The sequence below is a fragment of the Paenibacillus sp. FSL K6-1230 genome (assembly GCF_038002385.1).
GTDB classification, from domain to species: Bacteria; Bacillota; Bacilli; order Paenibacillales; family Paenibacillaceae; genus Paenibacillus; species Paenibacillus massiliensis.
The window spans coordinates 69186-89460 of record NZ_JBBOCK010000001.1; the positions used below are offsets into that span (position 1 = coordinate 69186).

The window sequence follows — 20275 nt, forward strand, 5'->3', positions numbered from 1 at the left end:
TATGCCTCCATAATATAAATCACGCAATTTCATCATTCTATCTTAGTGGCTTTTACGTACGACTTCGTCGAGAGGTTGCTCGTATACGCAAAATCCTTTGTGATTTAAAAATTGACACGCACGGTTACGTTGTGTACATTGGAAAGGATGTACCAAATATGAGTTGTGGTATCATATTGACATCATGGCATGATAGGCTTAAGCTGATTCAGCATGGTTGCAATTGGATATTAACATGAAAGAAAGAAGGTACCCCATTGATTCTTGTAGTAGATATAGGCAATACAAATATCGTGCTGGGTATTTATCATAATCGTGAGCTTCTACATCACTATCGAATTCTGACATCCAGACAGTCTACCGAGGATGAATACGGAGTCCTGATCCATAATTTATTTGGTATGAAGGGCATATCCTTTCAGGATATTGAAGGTGTAATTATCTCATCTGTCGTTCCTCCATTGGTCAAGGTCCTGGAGCAGATGTGTACAAAATATATTGGTAAAACCCCACTTATCGTAGGGCCTGGCATTCGTACCGGACTTAACCTCCGCTATGAGAACCCGCGTGAGATTGGTGCGGATCGGATTGTAAATGCTGTAGCGGCTGTGGAGCAGTATGGTGGACCGCTGGTTGTCGTGGATTTCGGTACAGCGACTACCTTCGATTGCATTGATGATCAGCGCAATTATCTGGGCGGTGTCATTGTGCCTGGCATTGGAATTTCGACGGAGGCGTTGTATCAGCGTGCCTCGAAGCTACCGCGTATTGAGCTGGAGAAGCCCAAGAAGGTGATTGGGCGCAATACTGTCAGTGCGATGCAGTCCGGTATTATCTACGGCTATGCAGGTCAGGTCGATGGTATCGTAGCTCGTATCCGTCAAGAGATGCAAGCTGAGCCAACCGTGATTGCCACGGGTGGCCTTGCCGAGCTGATTGCAGGGGAAACGACCAGCATTCAGGAGATTGCTCCGTTGCTGACGCTGGATGGGCTGCGTATTATATTTGAACGCAATCGGGACTAAGAACTGCTTGAGATGCTAACAGCATCTCAAGCACCGAGCCGCCACGCCTGACTAGTGTTTCCTGGTTTGGCCTTGGTGGTGTTTTTCGTCTATAATGAGTACAAACTAGAGACATATACAATGAATTTCATTTGTGCATAGAGAAGGAGCTGTACAGGTATGGAGAAGAAGCAAGATCGGTTGATCCGGGGCACGGCGATGGAAGGACGGGTGCGTGCTTTTGCCATCCGGACTACTGAGCTGGTAGAGGAGTTGCGGAGAAGACACGATACCTTTCCTACAGCTACTGCTGCATTAGGGCGTACGGTCACGGCCGCTGCCATGATGGGCGCTATGCTCAAGGGTGAGGAGAAGCTAACTGTTCAGGTGAAGGGAGACGGACCCATTGGTCAGGTCGTGGCGGATGCCAATGCCAAGGGTGAGGTCCGGGGCTATGTCAATGAACCACATGTGCATCTTCCTAGCAATCGGCTGGGTAAGCTTGATGTTGCAGGTGCAGTCGGTACTACTGGATTCATTAACATTACCAAGGATCTGGGGCTGAAGGAGCCTTACCGTGGAAGCATTCCGATTGTTTCGGGAGAGCTGGGGGAGGACTTTACGTATTACTTTGCCAAATCTGAGCAGACGCCATCGGCAGTGGGGCTGGGTGTGCTGGTGAACGAGGATAATTCGGTGATTGTCGCTGGTGGTTTTATCATTCAATTGCTCCCTGGGTTGAACGATGCTGAGATTACGGCCATTGAACATGCTGTAGGAGCACTCCCGCCAGTCACTTCCCTGCTGGACGAGGGATTGGAGCTGGAAGAAATGTTACATCGGATGCTGCCAGATGTTCAGGTGCTGGACGAGATGGACATTCATTTCCGATGCCAATGTACGCGAGAACGTGTAGAGGCTACGCTGATCAGTCTGGGACAAAGTGAACTGGAGCAAATGATCGAGGACGATGAGCAGGTAGAGGTCGTGTGCCATTTTTGTAATGAAGCCTTCCAGTTCGATAAAGACGAGCTGCAACAGCTATTGATTCAAGCCAAGGCATAAATTACGGGAAGAGAGATCAAATGGGATGACAAGACAGGAAAAAGGGTTGTTAGCGGCTGTCGTTGTCTTAACCATCAGTGTTGTGGTGCTGGGTAGTATGGTCTATAGAGGGTTCCAGCCTGCCCGGAATGATGCAGATACGACCGGAATGGACAATACGGACGATATGTCTCGCATAGCCGCTATAATCGGTGGGGAATCCATTTCGGAACAGGAATGGGTTAAAGAGCTCAAGAAGCGGTACGGTACCAATACGCTGCTGGAAATGCTGAACCGAAAAGCCATCACCTTGGAAGCCAAGCAGCGGGGTATCCAGGTTACGCAGGATGAAATAGATGACAAGCTGAGTCGGCAGATGCAAGGGTACGAGTCCCCAGAGGCTTATTATGGTGAGATGCAGAACCAGTTCGGTCTTTCGCGTGATGATCTCAGGATTGAGGCTGTTTACCGGCTTAGCCTGGAGAAGATTGCTACGCTGGACATTCGGGTGGATGACCGGGAGATTGATCGGTATCTAGAGGAACATGCAGCTGATTTTCAACCGCACAAGCAGATGAACCTGTCGTGGATCAAGCTGTCCAAGGCTTCCGATGCCGAGCAAGTGATGACGAAGTTAGAGCAAGGGCAGTCCTTCGAGGAGCTGGCAGGAACGTATTCCGTTGATGAATTCAGCAAGGATGTCGGCGGGGAGCTGGGTTGGCTAGATGAAGGCGATCCCTTCATATCGGAACAGGTCATGTCTGCTGTCAAGTCACTAAGTCCTGGTGATATTGCAGGACCCATCACATTGGATGAAGGATTCGCCATTGTGTACGTTAAGGGTATCCGAACCGATGGTGAGACGAACCCGAACAAGATTCGTGAAGCTGTCCGTGAAGAGCTAGCACTCCAGCAGGCTGGGCCACTCGATCAATTGGAGGAGAGTCTGCGTGCCAAATACGGGGCTCGTCTGATTGAAGATCAGCCTTCGTTGTAGTATCGTACTGAGCATGAGTTTATGAGTTTGTTTGCCTCAAGCCTGGCTAAATACAGATGAAGATGATGGGTACAAAGCGCACTGAAGAGGTCGATGATCGATTTGGTGTGCTTTTTCTCATTTTGAAAATAATATCGTACTTTCTTCTTCCTCTCAGTTGACAACAAAACGATAACTTTGTTATGATTATCTCAAAACCAACCTGATTACTCGGGAATTGATCCTTTACACACAGAAGCGTTGGAGCATTCATTCAAGCTTAATATCACAGCTATATATTTATTGCCAAGGAGGCCATGATTATGCCGAAAGTCGTTAATAACGTAACTGAACTGATTGGTGGAACACCGCTTGTTCGCTTGAATCGTATCGTGCCGGAGGATAGTGCAGAGATCTACGTGAAGCTGGAGTTCCAGAATCCGGGTGCGAGCGTTAAGGATCGGATCGCTGTCAGCATGGTAGAGGAAGCGGAGAAAGATGGTCTTCTGAAACCAGGCGGAACGATCGTAGAAGCAACAAGCGGTAACACGGGAATCGGCTTGGCGATGGTGGCCTCTGCTAAAGGCTATAAAGCAATTATTGTAATGCCAGAGACGATGAGCTTGGAGCGTCGTAACCTGCTTCGCGCCTACGGTGCAGAGCTGGTACTTACTCCGGGGTCTGAGGGGATGAACGGCGCTGTCAAGAAGGCCGAGGAGATTCTGAAGGAGAATCCAGAATACTTTGCAGCAGAGCAATTCAAGAACAAGGCTAATGTGAAAATCCACCGTGAGACTACAGGTCCTGAGATTGTAGAAGCTATACAGTCTATCGGGGGTAGCCTTGACGCTTTCGTAGCAGGGATCGGTACTGGTGGTACAATTACAGGTGCAGGAGAGGTGCTCAAGAAGGAATTCCCAGGGGTGAAGGTAGTGGCTGTCGAGCCAGCTGCTTCTCCAATCCTGGCAGGCGGTAAGCCTGGCCCTCACAAAATTCAAGGGATTGGCGCGAACTTCATTCCAGAAATCCTGAATCAGGAAGTCTACGATGTAATTACTCATGTCGAGAATGATGAAGCGTTCGAGACAGCGCGTCAACTAGCCAAGGAAGAAGGCATCCTGTCCGGTATTTCCTCCGGTGCGGCGGTCTTCGCTGCGCTCAAGGTAGCCAAGGAGCTGGGTAAGGGCAAGCGCGTAGTTGCCATTGTCCCTAGTAACGGAGAACGCTACCTGAGTACGCCACTATACAACTTCGAGGCTTAATTGCATAGTGATCTGTAGCCATACCCTCATCTCTGTCCGCTGTAGTGACAGGGGTGGGGGTTTTTCTTATGATAGATTTCCACCAGTTGCTCATGATATAAAGAGATAAGCAGATGAGCCGGAATGGCGGAATTGAGGAATGACTCATGAGTATACAGGATGTAATTACACTGGAGCAGTGGAGGACATGGTGGCAGGAAGGAACTAATGTACTTCCCTTCCTGCTGAAGACAGAGGCTGCGGCCCTCCCCTCTACCTGGAGTCGGGCCTGGGAGCAGGCTTCTGATTATGCATTTGTGCTGGAGAGCGGCAAGGACGGACGGTATACGTATTTGGGATTGCAGCCTGTCGAGATCCTGTCAGGCAAAGGATTACATGCACAGCTGAAGAATCTGGTGCACCACGGGGAGAGTGTCAATGAGGGACAACCACTTGAAGTGCTGAAGCAGTGGATGACTCCGTATCGTGCTCCTCGGCTTAAGGACGAGCCCTATTATCATGGAGGCTGTGTCGGATTCCTGAGCTACGATGTCGTACGTTCCTTGGAGCGACTTCCAGAGCAGGCCACTGACGATCTAGGACTGCCTGATTATCTATGGATGCGTCTGAATGAGGTATGGATTTACGATCACCATCAGCAGGTCATCACCTGTGCGGTTAGCGTATGTCTATCGGATTCAGAGGGCGAGGTGTCTGACAGTCAGCTTGAGGCCATGTATGCCAACGCGCAGCAACAGGCCTTGAGAATGCAGAAGCTATGGCAAGACATTACCACATTGCCAGTCGAACAGCAGACCCAGCGTTCCAGACGAGAGACGTGGCTAGCTCAGCAGACACAACAGACACATCAGACGGATAACGTAGCAACAGAAGAATGGGCTACTCCCTTTCCGCAGCAGGATTTCGAGCAGGCGGTAACCCGTATTCAAGAATATATTGCACAAGGCGATGTCTTTCAGGTAAACCTCTCGTTACGGCAACATCGCAAGCTGGATTCCGCGCCAGAGGAAGTGTATGAATGGTTGCGCTTGATGAATCCATCCCCTTATATGGGTCTGCTACGCACGCCAGACTTCCAGCTGATAAGCGGGTCGCCAGAGCTATTGGTGAAGCTGAGCGGTGAGAAGATCAGTACCCGACCGATTGCAGGTACTCGCAGGCGTGGAGCGACCGCTGAATTGGACAAGGCGATGGCTGAAGAGTTATGGACCAATGAGAAGGAACGTGCCGAGCATATCATGTTGGTGGATCTGGAGCGTAATGACATCGGGAGAGTGGCGGCGTATGGCTCGGTACAAGTCCCGGAGCTAATGACCATCGAATATTATTCGCATGTGATGCATTTGGTATCTCAAGTAGAAGGGCGTCTTGCAGCTGGATATAGCGCCTATGAGCTGATTGCGGCAACATTTCCAGGTGGAACAATTACAGGTGCGCCTAAGGTCAGGACGATGGAGATTATCGAAGAGCTGGAGCCCGTTCGTCGTGGTCCCTACACAGGCTCCATGGGATGGATTGACTATAACGGGGATATGGAATTAAATATAATTATAAGAACGTTAGTGGCCAAGGACGGAATGGGTTATGTACAAGCTGGTGCTGGCATTGTCATTGATTCTGATCCTTACCGAGAATACCGCGAGTCCCGTAGTAAAGCTAGAGCAGTGATGAAGGCAGTTGAGAACAGTGAAGTCGAGCATGCCAATATTCAAAAGGCATAAATTAGGAGGGAATTGCTGATGATTCTGGTAATTGATAATTATGATTCATTCACTTACAATCTGGTGCAGTATTTGGGTGAGCTGGGGCAAGAGGTCGTTGTGAAGCGTAACGATGAGATCAGCCTGGAGCAAATTTCTGAGCTGGGACCGGATCATATTCTGTTATCGCCTGGACCTTGTACACCCAATGAAGCGGGGATAACCCTTGATGTGATTGAGCATTTTAAAGGGAAAATACCGATTTTCGGTGTATGTCTCGGACATCAGGCCATCGGCCAGGCTTTTGGGGGCAACGTCATTCGTGCAGAGCGTCTTATGCACGGCAAGACGTCACCAATTCATCATCAGAACCAGTCGGTATTTGAAGGGTTGCCTGCGCCGTTCACAGCAACAAGATACCATTCGTTATTGGTGGAGCGGAGCAGCTTGCCTGATTGTCTGGAGATAACCGCAGAGACCGCTGAAGGTGAAATTATGGGATTACGCCATAAGGAGTATGATGTGGAAGGGGTACAATTCCACCCCGAATCCATTATTACCGATTATGGACACCAGATTTTGCGCAATTTCCTCCAGCGTAGTATTCGGGTTTAAGCGATGCAGATGATTGGATTGAACGGTGTCCTGACAAAGGCCGCTGATGCCGTGATTCACGTAAGTGATCACGGCTTTTTGTACGGCATGGGACTATTTGAGACGTTTAGAACCTACAGAGGGCGCCCCTTCCTGCTGGATCGACATTTGCGACGCTTGGAAGAAGGCTGTCAGCTGTTGGGTATTCCTTATACTAGTGACGAAGCATCCCTATCGAGGCTCATTGCACAGCTCATGGCCGCAAATGACCTGCAGGATGCTTATGTAAGATACACTGTATCGGCAGGAGAGTACGCCCTAGGCTTGCCAGGAACGGATTATCTGCAGCCGAATGAGGTGTTGTTCGCAAAATCATTACCACCTGTGCCTACTGAAACAAGTGCTCGCGCTAAGTCGCTATGCCTGCTGCATACCCGGCGCAATACACCAGAAAGCGGCGTGCGATTGAAATCGTTGCATTATATGAATAATATTCTCGCGAAGCGTGAGCTCAATCGGTACCCTGTAGCAGTGAATGGTCTACAGACGGAAGGTCTGATGCTTACGGATGCGGGCATTGTTGCCGAGGGGATCGTGAGCAATGTCTTTTTTGTGAAGCAGGGCAGATTGTGTACACCATCTCTCGATACGGGGGCACTGGGAGGGATTACACGGGGCTTTGTCATGGAACTGGCAGGTGCCAAAGGAATTCAAGTGGACGAGGGACTGTACACCTGGGAGGAGCTTATAGAGGCAGAGGAGGTCTTTCTTACGACTTCAGTTCAGGAGATTAGCCCTGTGACCTCACTCTCTGACCCGGAGGGGAGAACTTATGTGATCGGCAACGGGCGTCCAGGGCTGATGACAGAAGAACTGCTAGAAGACTATCAGAAGAAAGCGTGGGGGTAAAATGACACCCGTCATATATGAACGAAGCTACACATGCGGTCCAACCGAGCTAAGGCTAGGGAAGAGCACACTGATCATGGGCATACTGAATGTAACCCCAGACTCCTTCTCCGATGGTGGGAGCCATCAGACTCCGGAGCTTGCTCTGCGTCATGCACTACAACTGGTCGAGGAAGGGGCAGATATCATTGATATTGGCGGTGAATCTACGCGTCCAGGCCATGATCCTGTCGGACTGGACGAAGAGCTGTCACGCGTTATACCTGTCATTGAGCTATTACAGCAGGAGGCGCCGCATATTCCGTTATCCGTGGATACATATAAAGCTGAGGTAGCCAAGCAGGCATTGCATGCAGGGGCCCATATCATCAACGATGTGTGGGGGTTGAAGGCTGATTCTGGTATGGCTGGCGTAGCAGCTGAGGCCGGGTGTCCCGTAATTATCATGCACAATCGGCATGATCGGGAGTATACCCATCTGATACACGATATGGAAGCAGATCTTCTGGAAAGCATCAAGCTTGCTGAAGCCGCTGGTGTGCAGCGTGAACAGATTATTTTGGACCCCGGTATCGGCTTCGCCAAAAATCATGATGAGAACCTGCAGGTCATGGCCTCCCTATATAAACTGGGCGAGCTGGGATACCCGCTGTTGTTGGGCACATCACGCAAACGATTTATTCGTACGGTGCTTGATCTGCCTGCTGATGATGTGGTGGAGGGGACAGCTGCTACGGTGGCCTTCGGTATTGCGCAGGGGTGCCAGATTGTACGCGTGCATGATGTGGGCAAGATCGCGAGAACAGTCCGTATGAGTGATGCGATGCTGTATGCCTCGCAAGACTTGAGAAGGATCTGAGTGTGTAGTGTAGCTGAAGCTGCAGTGAGGTACTGGACATACGTCGTTAACTAGTTAAGGGGGCATTAAGATGGATAAAATCATAATCCGCGGCATGGAGTATTACGGGTATCATGGTGTATTCGCAGAGGAGCGTAAGCTTGGTCAGCGCTTCTATATTGACCTGGAGCTGGAGCTTGATCTGCGGGCAGCTGGTGAGAGGGATGATCTGAATCAGACCGTCAATTATGCCGAGGTGCATGAACAAGTGAAGCCGATTGTAGAGAAAGAATCGTTCCAATTAATTGAAGCCTTGGGGGAACGTATTGCATCTTCCCTACTGGACAATTATACTAGTGTCAATGCACTGACCGTCAGGGTCACGAAGCCGCATCCGCCTTTTGATATCCATTTCCAAGGTGTGACGGTGGAGCTGTATCGTACAAGAAAGTGAGACATGTACATGACTGCTTATCCGACCTCTGAATCATCAGAGGCTTATATTGCTTTGGGGGCTAATCTTGGAGATCGGGAACAGACGCTGCGCTCTGCGATTGCATTGTTGGATGCGCACGATGAGGTTCAACTACTGCGCTGTTCTGGAATCTACGAGACAGATCCTGTGGGGTATCTGGATCAGCCCGCTTTTCTAAATATGGTCATTGCAGTAACTACCACGTTGTCTCCACAGGCACTGCTTGCCTGTATGCTGCAAGTAGAGCAGCAGCTGGGACGCGAGCGTAGCATTCGTTGGGGCCCTCGCACAGTGGATTTGGATTTGCTGTGGATGGAGGATCAGAGTATTCAGACGGAAGAACTAGAGCTTCCCCATCCTCGAATGGAGGAACGGGCTTTTGTCCTCGTTCCATTAGCGGATGTTGTTGCGGCTGACACGCCTGTGCTCCATCATCTAGTACAGACTGCCCTAGAGATAGTGGAAGGTAAGGGAGGCGTCCGGCTGTGGAAAACATGCGTCTCGCATATCGAATCCGAGCCTTCAGGAAGCTGAAGGGATACACGCAGCAGCAATTAGCTGAAAAGACAGGTCTATCCTTAGTATTAATTGGGTCCATTGAGAGAGGTAACCGCAAGGCAACTTCTCAGATCGTTGATAAAATTGCGGCAGCTCTAGGCGTTAGTAGCCAGGAGCTGAATCCGGAAGATGAGCTAAAGGGGTGAAAGAGGACAACATGCTGAAGATTGGATCAATCGAATTGAAGAATCAGGTTGTGCTGGCTCCGATGGCCGGCGTCTGCAACCCGGCTTTTCGCTTGATTGCAAAGGAATTCGGTACAGGGCTGGTCTGTGCTGAGATGGTTAGCGACAAAGCGATCATGCATGGTAACAAGCGCACGCGTGAGATGCTGTTCGTCGACGAGCGTGAGAAGCCGCTCAGCCTGCAGATTTTTGGCGGTGATCGGGAGACACTGGTTGAAGCAGCCAAGGTTGTGGATCAAGAGACAAATGCCGATATTATAGATATCAATATGGGTTGCCCTGTACCAAAGGTAACGAAGTGTGATGCTGGCGCACGCTGGCTGCTGGACCCTAACAAAATTTATGAAATGGTGTCGGCGGTAGTGGATGCTGTCCAGAAGCCCGTAACAGTCAAGATGCGTATCGGCTGGGATCACGAGCATATCTACGTGGTAGAGAATGCCCGCGCGGTTGAGCGCGCCGGTGGACAGGCTATAAGTGTGCATGGACGGACGCGTGAGCAGCTCTATACAGGAACGGCTGACTGGAGCTACATCAAACAGGCCAAAGAGGCGGTATCCATTCCGGTTATTGGCAACGGTGATGTCGCTACGCCAGAGGATGCACGCCGGATGCTGGATGAGACGAACTGTGATGGTGTCATGATCGGACGTGGAGCGCTTGGTAATCCGTGGATGCTCTACCGTACCATTCAATATCTTGAGACTGGGGAGCTGCTACCTGATCCAGCGGCAGAAGAGAAGATTCGTGTAGCCATTCTGCATATGGACAGACTCGTGGCGCTCAAGGGTGAGGCTGTTGCTGTACGGGAGATGCGCAAGCACATGGCCTGGTATCTAAAGGGACTCAAGGGAGCTGCACGCGTCAAGGACATCATCATGGAGGAAACAAAGCGTGATGAGATGGTTCAGATTTTGGAACAATATGTAGCAGGACTGGAGACGGCAGAGGAAGAAGAAGCGAAAGTATCCTGATAGGCTTCATTGACTTTTTGAAAACCTTGCCATATAATCTTTCAGTATAAAATTCTGATGTGGTGAGCCCACAAGAGGAATTCAAGTAAGACATCTGCAGAGAATGTTCTCATTTTCTCAGAACGGCATATAGTGTTACGAAACGTGCATGAGCTGCACATTTAACTTTTTCCATGACAGGAGAATCGGTTGATGAGCGATAAAGAAGTCATTCTTACACAGGAAGGTCTCAAGAAGCTGGAAGAAGAGCTTGAGAATCTGAAATCGGTTAAGCGCCGCGAAGTAGCGGAGCGGATCAAAGTAGCCATCGGATACGGTGACATCAGTGAGAACTCCGAGTACGAGGATGCGAAGAATGAACAGGCTTTTATCGAAGGCCGCGTTATTACACTGGAGAAAATGCTGCGCAACGCACGCATTATCAATAGTGATGAGATTGATACTGACTCGGTAGGGATCGGTGCCACAGTTATTGTGGAAGACCTTGAATTTGGCGATGTAATGGAATATACGATTGTGGGAACGGCAGAATCCAACCCACTTCAGAACAAGATTTCCAACGAAAGTCCGGTAGGTAAAGCCATTCTGGGCAAGAAAAAGGGGACTGTCGTTGATGTGACTGTTCCTGCAGGCGTCATCCAATATAAGATTGTGGATATTAAGAAGTAACACCATAACTTCGGAATTACGAAAAGCTTCCTGAGGGAAGCTTTTTTTCTCATGATATCAGGGAAGTACATACTTTGATGATATTAGACGAAGCTCCGCGGACGATGGGATCTGGCATACAGCATATCGAATAACAAGCGGTCTGAACCGCTAGTAAATAAAGGAGTTGACCTAGCGATGCAAGAGGACAACAACATGAACCAGGAGAATCAGGACAATCAGCAGACCGGGGAAGAGCTCAGTGAGCTCTTGCAGGTTCGCCGTGCCAAATTGGACGAGCTACGAGCACTTGGTATTGACCCATTCGGGCGCAAGTATGTCCGTACAGAGGAAGCGGGGCAGATTCTTGCCAAGTATAATGACCTGACACAAGAAGAGCTGGAAGAGAAGCATATTGAAGTGAGCCTTGCCGGACGGATTATGGCCAAGCGTGGAATGGGTAAGGCTAGCTTCGCCCATATCCAGGACCTGAGCGGACGCATCCAGATCTACGTGCGTCTCGATACGGTGCCTGAGCATAAGTACAAGGCGTTCACCATGCTGGATCTCGGGGATATCATCGGGGTGACGGGAACTGTCTTCAAGACGAAGACAGGCGAGACTTCCGTGAAGGTGCAGGATCTGGAGGTCCTCTCCAAGTCCCTCTATCCACTGCCTGAGAAGTATCACGGTCTGAAGGACGTTGAGTTGCGGTATCGCCAGCGCTATGTAGACCTGATTATGAATCCTGAGGTTCAGAAGACCTTTATTACACGTTCCCGCATCATTCAGTCCATGCGTCGTTATCTGGATTCACTGGGGTATCTGGAGGTGGAGACACCGACTCTGCATTCGATTGCTGGTGGGGCTGCTGCGAAGCCTTTCATTACGCATCACAATGCGCTGGATATGCAGCTGTACATGCGGATCGCCATTGAGCTTCATTTGAAGCGTCTGATCGTCGGCGGATTGGAGAAGGTATACGAGATCGGTCGCGTATATCGTAACGAGGGAATCTCCACACGTCACAATCCTGAGTTCACGATGATTGAGCTGTATGAAGCCTATGCGGACTATAAAGACATTATGCAGCTGACTGAGAATATGATCGCTCACATCGCACAAGAGGTTTTGGGCTCCCAGCACATTAGCTACCAGGGGCGTGAGATTGATCTGACTCCGCAATGGCGTCGTGTCTCTATGGTAGATGCAGTCAAAGAAGTCACGGGTGTGGACTTCGGAGTGCACATGACGAATGAAGAGGCGCATCGACTGGCTAAGGAGCACAAGGTGGCTGTAGAGCCTCATATGACTTTTGGTCATATCCTGAATGCCTTCTTCGAGCAATTCGTAGAGGAGACTCTTATTCAGCCGACGTTCATTACAGGACATCCTGTTGAAATCTCGCCGCTTGCAAAGAAGAACGAGGAAGACCCTCGCTTCACGGATCGTTTCGAGTTGTTCATTGTAGCGCGTGAGCATGCTAATGCGTTCACAGAGCTGAACGATCCAATCGATCAGCGTCAGCGCTTTGAGGCGCAACTGGTGGAGCGTGAGCAAGGCAATGATGAGGCTCATGAGATGGATGATGACTTCATCCGTGCGCTTGAGTACGGTATGCCGCCAACAGGTGGCCTCGGCATCGGTGTTGACCGACTCGTCATGCTGCTGACGGATGCAGCTTCCATTCGCGATGTGCTGTTGTTCCCGCATATGCGTAATCGTTCTGTAGAATAATTAGCTCTGAGTAGAGTAGCATAATTAAAGATGTTTACTGTAACTCGTATGATATGTAAAAGAAGAGGATCAGGCAGGTCGTGTCCATGCCCTGTTCCTCTTTTTTCTTAAATAACGTATGTAATGAAGTGTAGATTTGAAAAAATGGATGGAGAGAAGGCAGCTATGAAGCTCACCGTCAAAATTACCCGCTGGGCCTCGCCGCCTATTATTCTGGTGCTTGGGCTCCTCATAACTATCGCTATTGGCACATTGCTGTTGAAGCTGCCTGTCTCGACCCAGGATGGAGTAACCCTCCAATGGGTGGATGCCTTCTTTACTGCGACCTCAGCAGCTTGTGTGACTGGACTGGTTGTCGTTGATGTTGAGACTACCTTCACCGTCTTCGGAGAGACCGTAATCGTCGTGTTGATGCAAATTGGCGGTCTGGGGTTCATGACCATGGCTACGCTGTTTGCATTAGTGCTAGGGCGGCGTTTGTCACTCAGGGACAGGTTACTGCTGAAAGAGGCCATTAATGCGGAGAGCATGGAAGGGATCGTCCGGATCGTCCGTAAGGTTATGATCTTCTCATTTACCATTGAAGGTATTGCTGCTGTCATACTTGCACTGCGTTGGGCGACAGAGATGTCATTGGGTCAGGCGATATATTATGGGCTGTTCCATTCAGTATCCTTATTCAATAATGGTGGCTTTGATTTATTCGGGAATAGCTTTCAGTTCTATACGGGAGACTGGCTGTTCAATCTGGTAGCCTCGGTGCTGGTTATCTCGGGTGGGTTAGGCTTTGTAGTGTTGAATGATCTATTCGAGTATCGCAAGACCCGGCGTCTGTCACTCCATTCCAAGCTCGTGCTTTCCGTATCCGGTGCGTTGATCGGGATTGGAGCCCTAGTTCTGTTCGTGTTCGAATTCACCAATCCTCACACCTTGGGCTCGTTGAACTGGAGCGAGAAGATCTATGCTTCGATCTTTCAGTCCGTGTCCACACGTTCATCGGGTACGAGTACCATTGATATTACGGAGATTAGGCAGGCAACTCAGTTCTTCTTCATTTTGCTGATGTTCATTGGGGCTTCACCCGGTTCTACCGGCGGCGGAATCAAGACCACAACCTTCCTGCTCATGATCGGGGCGGTATATGCCATGATTCGGGGCAACCGAGATATTGTATTCTTCCGTCATCGTGTGCCAAGGGAGCTATTGATGAGAGCTCTGACTATTATTATGGTAACGCTCATGATCTTCATGGTGGTCGTTATGTTGCTCCTTGTAATCGAGGATGAGCCTTTCCTGTCAATTATGTTCGAGGCAGCCTCAGCCGTAGGTACGGTTGGTTTATCGGTAGGGGTAACTGCGGAGCTGAGTGATATAGGGAAGATCCTAATCGCGTTTACAATGTTCGTCGGCCGGATTGGGCCGTTAACGATTGCTTATGCACTCCGTCCGCGTAAAGAGAAGCAGCTGTATCGTCATCCTGAGGGCCGAATTATTATTGGGTAATGATCAGTCGGACCTGACCAGCAACATGCAAGGAATGAAGCGGTGGGTAATTCTGCTGAATAGTAGAAGTTATAGAGGTATAGATAAAGGATGTAATGGGAAGGCTCGCTATGAGCGAGTTCTTCTATATCAAAGCCGTAAGCACTGCAATAGCCCGTGGTAACAACGGGAAGCTGCATTGTTGCTTGCGGTTTTTTGTTATTTGAAGAGGGAGGCTGTATCGGTGTTAAACATGATAATTAAAAGGGTTGCAGTTTTTTTGAAAAAAAGTGTTGCATTAAATTAATGCACATGGTATATTCTAATTCCGGCCAAGAAAGCACTGAGAAATCAGAGCGACAAAGCAGTATTTAGTTTCCAAGGTTAACAGCCAAAAGAAATTAAAATAAATGCTTGCAAAATTGGTAAGGATATGATAAGATATAAAAGTTGCTGAGCGAGAGTTGCTTGGTGAAGAAAACAAAGTTGATCTTTGAAAACTGAACAACGAGTGAGCGAATTTCACGCAAGTGAGATTCAAACAATGAGATATTAAATCTCGTCAGATTCAAAATGAGCAATCGCTCTTTTCAATAACTTTATTGGAGAGTTTGATCCTGGCTCAGGACGAACGCTGGCGGCGTGCCTAATACATGCAAGTCGAGCGGACTTGATGGAGAGCTTGCTCTCCTGAGAGTTAGCGGCGGACGGGTGAGTAACACGTAGGCAACCTGCCCTTTGGACTGGGATAACTACCGGAAACGGTAGCTAATACCAGATAATTCACTTCTTCGCATGGAGAAGTGAGGAAAGACGGAGCAATCTGTCACCGGAGGATGGGCCTGCGGCGCATTAGCTAGTTGGAGAGGTAACGGCTCCCCAAGGCGACGATGCGTAGCCGACCTGAGAGGGTGATCGGCCACACTGGGACTGAGACACGGCCCAGACTCCTACGGGAGGCAGCAGTAGGGAATCTTCCGCAATGGGCGAAAGCCTGACGGAGCAACGCCGCGTGAGTGATGAAGGTTTTCGGATCGTAAAGCTCTGTTGCCAAGGAAGAACGTCCTTAAGAGTAACTGCTTAAGGAGTGACGGTACTTGAGAAGAAAGCCCCGGCTAACTACGTGCCAGCAGCCGCGGTAATACGTAGGGGGCAAGCGTTGTCCGGAATTATTGGGCGTAAAGCGCGCGCAGGCGGTCATTTAAGTCTGGTGTTTAAGCCCGGGGCTCAACCCCGGATCGCACGGGAAACTGGATGACTTGAGTGCAGAAGAGGAGAGTGGAATTCCACGTGTAGCGGTGAAATGCGTAGAGATGTGGAGGAACACCAGTGGCGAAGGCGACTCTCTGGGCTGTAACTGACGCTGAGGCGCGAAAGCGTGGGGAGCAAACAGGATTAGATACCCTGGTAGTCCACGCCGTAAACGATGAGTGCTAGGTGTTAGGGGTTTCGATACCCTTGGTGCCGAAGTTAACACATTAAGCACTCCGCCTGGGGAGTACGGTCGCAAGACTGAAACTCAAAGGAATTGACGGGGACCCGCACAAGCAGTGGAGTATGTGGTTTAATTCGAAGCAACGCGAAGAACCTTACCAGGTCTTGACATCTGAATGACCGGATCAGAGATGGTCCTTTCCTTCGGGACATTCAAGACAGGTGGTGCATGGTTGTCGTCAGCTCGTGTCGTGAGATGTTGGGTTAAGTCCCGCAACGAGCGCAACCCTTGACCTTAGTTGCCAGCACTTCGGGTGGGCACTCTAGGGTGACTGCCGGTGACAAACCGGAGGAAGGTGGGGATGACGTCAAATCATCATGCCCCTTATGACCTGGGCTACACACGTACTACAATGGCTGGTACAACGGGAAGCGAAGCCGCGAGGTGGAGCCAATCCTAAAAAGCCAGTCTCAGTTCGGATTGCAGGCTGCAACTCGCCTGCATGAAGTCGGAATTGCTAGTAATCGCGGATCAGCATGCCGCGGTGAATACGTTCCCGGGTCTTGTACACACCGCCCGTCACACCACGAGAGTTTACAACACCCGAAGTCGGTGGGGTAACCGCAAGGAGCCAGCCGCCGAAGGTGGGGTAGATGATTGGGGTGAAGTCGTAACAAGGTAGCCGTATCGGAAGGTGCGGCTGGATCACCTCCTTTCTATGGAGAATCGCTTCCTGCAACGGAAGCATTCAAATCAGATCGATGTTCCATCGATCATAAGAAGAGGAATTCGGTACTGCGCTCTGCGCGTATGAAATCCTCTTAACAGCTCACTCGTTGCTCAGTTTTGAGAGTTCAACTCTCAAACTCATCTGTATGAAATTCATCCGCTCAAGCGAGATGGACCGGATTTCACACAGGGGCTGTTGTTTCACAACAGCATTGCACCTTGAAAACTGGATACCGAAACGAAAACATTGCGTTTTAGAACATCTTTTAGCTGAACTTGTGTAAGCAAGTGAAAGTTATTAGCGGTTTGATATTTTGCCTGTGGCAAAAATCATGGTTAAGCTAATAAGAGCACACGGAGGATGCCTAGGCGCCAGGAGCCGACGAAGGACGTGGCGAACGACGAAATGCCTCGGGGAGCTGTAAGCAAGCTTCGATCCGGGGATGTCCGAATGGGGAAACCCGGCTACTGTAACAGGTAGTCACTCTTTGGTGAATACATAGCCAAAGGAGAGGCAGACCAGGGGAACTGAAACATCTAAGTACCCTGAGGAAGAGAAAACAATAGTGATTCCGTCAGTAGCGGCGAGCGAACGCGGATTAGCCCAAACCAGGAAGCTTGCTTCCTGGGGTTGTGGGACGTCTCACACGGAGTTACAAAGGTGTACCCTAGATGAAGAGGTCTGGAAAGGCCCGCGATAGAGGTAAAAGCCCTGTAATCGAAATGGTACACCCTCCGAGACGGATCCCGAGTAGTGCGGGGCACGTGAAACCCCGTATGAATCCGGCAGGACCATCTGCCAAGGCTAAATACTCCCTGGCGACCGATAGTGAAACAGTACCGTGAGGGAAAGGTGAAAAGCACCCCGGAAGGGGAGTGAAATAGAACCTGAAACCGTGTGCTTACAAGAAGTCAGAGCCCGATCTATGGGTGATGGCGTGCCTTTTGTAGAATGAACCGGCGAGTTACGTTCCCGTGCAAGGTTAAGGTGAAGAGCCGGAGCCGCAGCGAAAGCGAGTCTGAATAGGGCGAGTTAGTACGTGGACGTAGACCCGAAACCGGGTGATCTACCCCTGTCCAGGGTGAAGGTGCGGTAACACGCACTGGAGGCCCGAACCCACGCACGTTGAAAAGTGCGGGGATGAGGTGGGGGTAGCGGAGAAATTCCAATCGAACCCGGAGATAGCTGGTTCTCCCCGAAATAGCTTTAGGGCTAGCCTCGGAAAAGAGAGTCGTGGAGGTAGAGCACTGATTGGGTGCGGGGCCCGCAAGGGTTACCAAGCTCAGTCAAACTCCGAATGCCATAGACTTAGTTCCGGGAGTCAGACAGTGAGTGCTAAGATCCATTGTCAAAAGGGAAACAGCCCAGACCATCAGCTAAGGTCCCCAAGTGTGTGTTAAGTGGGAAAGGATGTGGAGTTGCACAGACAACCAGGATGTTGGCTTAGAAGCAGCCACCATTGAAAGAGTGCGTAATAGCTCACTGGTCGAGTGACTCTGCGCCGAAAATGTAACGGGGCTAAACACACCACCGAAGCTATGGCTTGATGCTTGCATCAGGGGTAGGGGAGCGTTGTATGCAGGTTGAAGGTGTACCGTAAGGAGCGCTGGACAGCATACAAGTGAGAATGCCGGTATGAGTAACGAAAAGATCAGTGAGAATCTGATCCGCCGAAAGCCTAAGGGTTCCTGAGGAAGGCTCGTCCGCTCAGGGTAAGTCGGGACCTAAGGCGAGGCCGAAAGGCGTAGTCGAAGGACAACAGGTCGAAATTCCTGTACCACCGTAAACCGTTATGAACGATGGGGGGACGCAGGAGGGTAGTGACGCGGACTGATGGATGTCCGTCCAAGCAGTGAGGCTGATGTGTAGGCAAATCCGCACATCGTAAGGCTGGGCTGTGATGGGGAGTGAAAATTACAGTAGCGAAGGTCATGATCTCACACTGCCAAGAAAAGCCTCTAGTCAGGTGAAGGTGCCCGTACCGCAAACCGACACAGGTAGGCGAGAAGAGAATTCTAAGGCGCGCGGAAGAACTCTCGTTAAGGAACTCGGCAAAATGACCCCGTAACTTCGGGAGAAGGGGTGCCTCGGTAGGGTGAATAGCCCGAGGGGGCCGCAGTGAAAAGGCCCAAGCGACTGTTTAGCAAAAACACAGGTCTGTGCGAAGCCGCAAGGCGAAGTATACGGGCTGACGCCTGCCCGGTGCTGGAAGGTTAAGGGGAGTGGTTAGCCGCAAGGCGAAGCTATGAACCGAAGCCCCAGTAAACGGCGGCCGTAACTATAACGGTCCTAAGGTAGCGAAATTCCTTGTCAGGTAAATTCTGACCCGCACGAATGGCGTAACGACTTGGGCGCTGTCTCAACGAGAGATCCGGTGAAATTTTAATACCTGTGAAGATGCAGGTTACCCGCGACAAGACGGAAAGACCCCATGGAGCTTTACTGCAGCTTGATATTGAATTTGGGTACGATCTGTACAGGATAGGTGGGAGCCGTAGAAGCAGGAGCGCAAGCTTCTGTGGAGGCGTCCTTGGGATACCACCCTGATCGTATCTAGGTTCTAACCTGGTACCGTAATCCGGTACGGGGACAGTGTCAGGTGGGCAGTTTGACTGGGGCGGTCGCCTCCTAAAGAGTAACGGAGGCGCCCCAAGGTTCCCTCAGAATGGTTGGAAATCATTCGAAGAGTGCAAAGGCAGAAGGGAGCTTGACTGCGAGACCTACAAGTCGAGCAGGGACGAAAGTCGGGCTTAGTGATCCGGTGGTACCGCATGGAAGGGCCATCGCTCAACGGATAAAAGCTACCCTGGGGATAACAGGCTTATCTCCCCCAAGAGTCCACATCGACGGGGAGGTTTGGCACCTCGATGTCGGCTCATCGCATCCTGGGGCTGAAGTAGGTCCCAAGGGTTGGGCTGTTCGCCCATTAAAGCGGTACGCGAGCTGGGTTCAGAACGTCGTGAGACAGTTCGGTCCCTATCTGTCGTGGGCGTAGGAAATTTGAGAGGAGCTGTCCTTAGTACGAGAGGACCGGGATGGACGTACCGCTGGTGTACCAGTTGTTCCGCCAGGAGCACCGCTGGGTAGCTATGTACGGACGGGATAAGCGCTGAAAGCATCTAAGCGTGAAGCCCCCCTCAAGATGAGATTTCCCAGTATGTAAGACCCCTTGAAGACGACGAGGTAGATAGGCTGGGGGTGGAAGTGCAGTAATGCATGGAGCTGACCAGTACTAATCGGTCGAGGGCTTATCCTAAAGTAGAATGCAATGATTCGTTTCGGTTCCAGTTTTCAGGGTGTAACACCTTGAGGCATATGCTGCAACATTTATACGCACAGATGTGCTGTACCAAATGTTTCGCATACCGTGTTTGTTTCACAAACACTCGTTTGGTGGCGATAGCGGAGGGGTTCCACACGTACCCATCCCGAACACGACCGTTAAGCCCTCCAGCGCCGATGGTACTTGGACCGAAGGGTCCTGGGAGAGTAGGACGCCGCCAAGCACAAGAACCACTACCGATTTTCGGTGGTGGTTTTTTTGTGTTATTTGGATTTTTTAGAAAGTTATACTCAAAAACCAATTACAACCGATATAAAAAGAAAGGAATCATCTTAAAAGAGAATTAACCATTAGATATGTCGAAATGTGTGATCCCACAATCACCACCTGAACCAACCGTACAATATGCAGAGTTTATGCAGAGGAATACTATTGTCTCCT

General features: G+C 50.2%; 15 protein-coding genes and 3 rRNA genes. All 18 read left to right on the top strand.

The genetic code is table 11. From position 1 onward, the window contains the following. The first annotated feature begins 257 nt into the window (after positions 1–257). Complete coding sequence (locus MKX74_RS00310) at positions 258–1025, top strand: type III pantothenate kinase (protein ID WP_133570557.1); 768 nt, start codon at positions 258–260, stop codon at positions 1023–1025. A gap of 159 nt (positions 1026–1184) precedes the next feature. Beyond that, positions 1185–2069: an Hsp33 family molecular chaperone HslO gene (gene hslO, locus MKX74_RS00315; protein WP_018888024.1), complete on the top strand. Its 885-nt coding sequence runs from the start codon at positions 1185–1187 to the stop codon at positions 2067–2069. 25 nt (positions 2070–2094) lie between these two features. After that, positions 2095–3045, top strand: a complete 951-nt coding sequence (locus MKX74_RS00320; protein WP_018888023.1) for a peptidylprolyl isomerase — start codon at positions 2095–2097, stop codon at positions 3043–3045. Between the two features lie 302 nt (positions 3046–3347). Continuing rightward, positions 3348–4286 (top strand): cysteine synthase A, encoded by a 939-nt coding sequence (gene cysK / locus MKX74_RS00325; protein ID WP_018888022.1) that lies wholly within the window; start codon positions 3348–3350, stop codon positions 4284–4286. A 146-nt stretch (positions 4287–4432) separates the two neighbouring features. Beyond that, entirely contained in the window at positions 4433–6007 is a 1575-nt protein-coding gene (locus MKX74_RS00330; protein WP_018888021.1) for an anthranilate synthase component I family protein, read from the top strand. A gap of 18 nt (positions 6008–6025) precedes the next feature. Then, complete coding sequence (gene pabA / locus MKX74_RS00335) at positions 6026–6601, top strand: aminodeoxychorismate/anthranilate synthase component II (protein WP_018888020.1); 576 nt, start codon at positions 6026–6028, stop codon at positions 6599–6601. A gap of 3 nt (positions 6602–6604) precedes the next feature. Beyond that, positions 6605–7489, top strand: a complete 885-nt coding sequence (locus tag MKX74_RS00340; RefSeq protein ID WP_341177164.1) for an aminotransferase class IV — start codon at positions 6605–6607, stop codon at positions 7487–7489. A gap of 1 nt (position 7490) precedes the next feature. After that, on the top strand, positions 7491–8348 hold the full coding sequence (folP, locus tag MKX74_RS00345) for a dihydropteroate synthase (RefSeq protein WP_026281390.1): 858 nt from the start codon (positions 7491–7493) through the stop codon (positions 8346–8348). A gap of 70 nt (positions 8349–8418) precedes the next feature. Beyond that, positions 8419–8781: a dihydroneopterin aldolase gene (gene folB / locus MKX74_RS00350; RefSeq protein ID WP_018888017.1), complete on the top strand. Its 363-nt coding sequence runs from the start codon at positions 8419–8421 to the stop codon at positions 8779–8781. Between the two features lie 9 nt (positions 8782–8790). Further along, entirely contained in the window at positions 8791–9336 is a 546-nt protein-coding gene (gene folK, locus MKX74_RS00355; RefSeq protein WP_025678977.1) for a 2-amino-4-hydroxy-6-hydroxymethyldihydropteridine diphosphokinase, read from the top strand. Next, positions 9288–9506 (top strand): helix-turn-helix domain-containing protein, encoded by a 219-nt coding sequence (locus MKX74_RS00360; RefSeq protein ID WP_026281389.1) that lies wholly within the window; start codon positions 9288–9290, stop codon positions 9504–9506. Before folK ends, MKX74_RS00360 begins: the two co-directional genes overlap by 49 nt. Before the next feature lie 11 nt (positions 9507–9517). Next, on the top strand, positions 9518–10519 hold the full coding sequence (gene dusB, locus MKX74_RS00365; protein ID WP_341180492.1) for a tRNA dihydrouridine synthase DusB: 1002 nt from the start codon (positions 9518–9520) through the stop codon (positions 10517–10519). Between the two features lie 192 nt (positions 10520–10711). Beyond that, positions 10712–11188, top strand: a complete 477-nt coding sequence (gene greA, locus MKX74_RS00370) for a transcription elongation factor GreA (RefSeq protein ID WP_018888013.1) — start codon at positions 10712–10714, stop codon at positions 11186–11188. A 177-nt stretch (positions 11189–11365) separates the two neighbouring features. Further along, positions 11366–12904 (top strand): lysine--tRNA ligase, encoded by a 1539-nt coding sequence (gene lysS / locus MKX74_RS00375; RefSeq protein ID WP_018888012.1) that lies wholly within the window; start codon positions 11366–11368, stop codon positions 12902–12904. A 165-nt stretch (positions 12905–13069) separates the two neighbouring features. Beyond that, positions 13070–14407, top strand: coding sequence for a TrkH family potassium uptake protein (locus MKX74_RS00380; protein WP_341180493.1), 1338 nt, complete (start codon positions 13070–13072; stop codon positions 14405–14407). Between the two features lie 578 nt (positions 14408–14985). Continuing rightward, positions 14986–16537, top strand: a 16S ribosomal RNA gene (locus MKX74_RS00385). Between the two features lie 347 nt (positions 16538–16884). Continuing rightward, positions 16885–19807: ribosomal RNA gene (locus MKX74_RS00390) — 23S ribosomal RNA — on the top strand. A 133-nt stretch (positions 19808–19940) separates the two neighbouring features. Continuing rightward, a 5S ribosomal RNA gene (gene rrf, locus MKX74_RS00395) occupies positions 19941–20057 on the top strand. The 16S, 23S and 5S rRNA genes sit together here, the layout of an rRNA operon. Positions 20058–20275 lie beyond the last annotated feature (218 nt).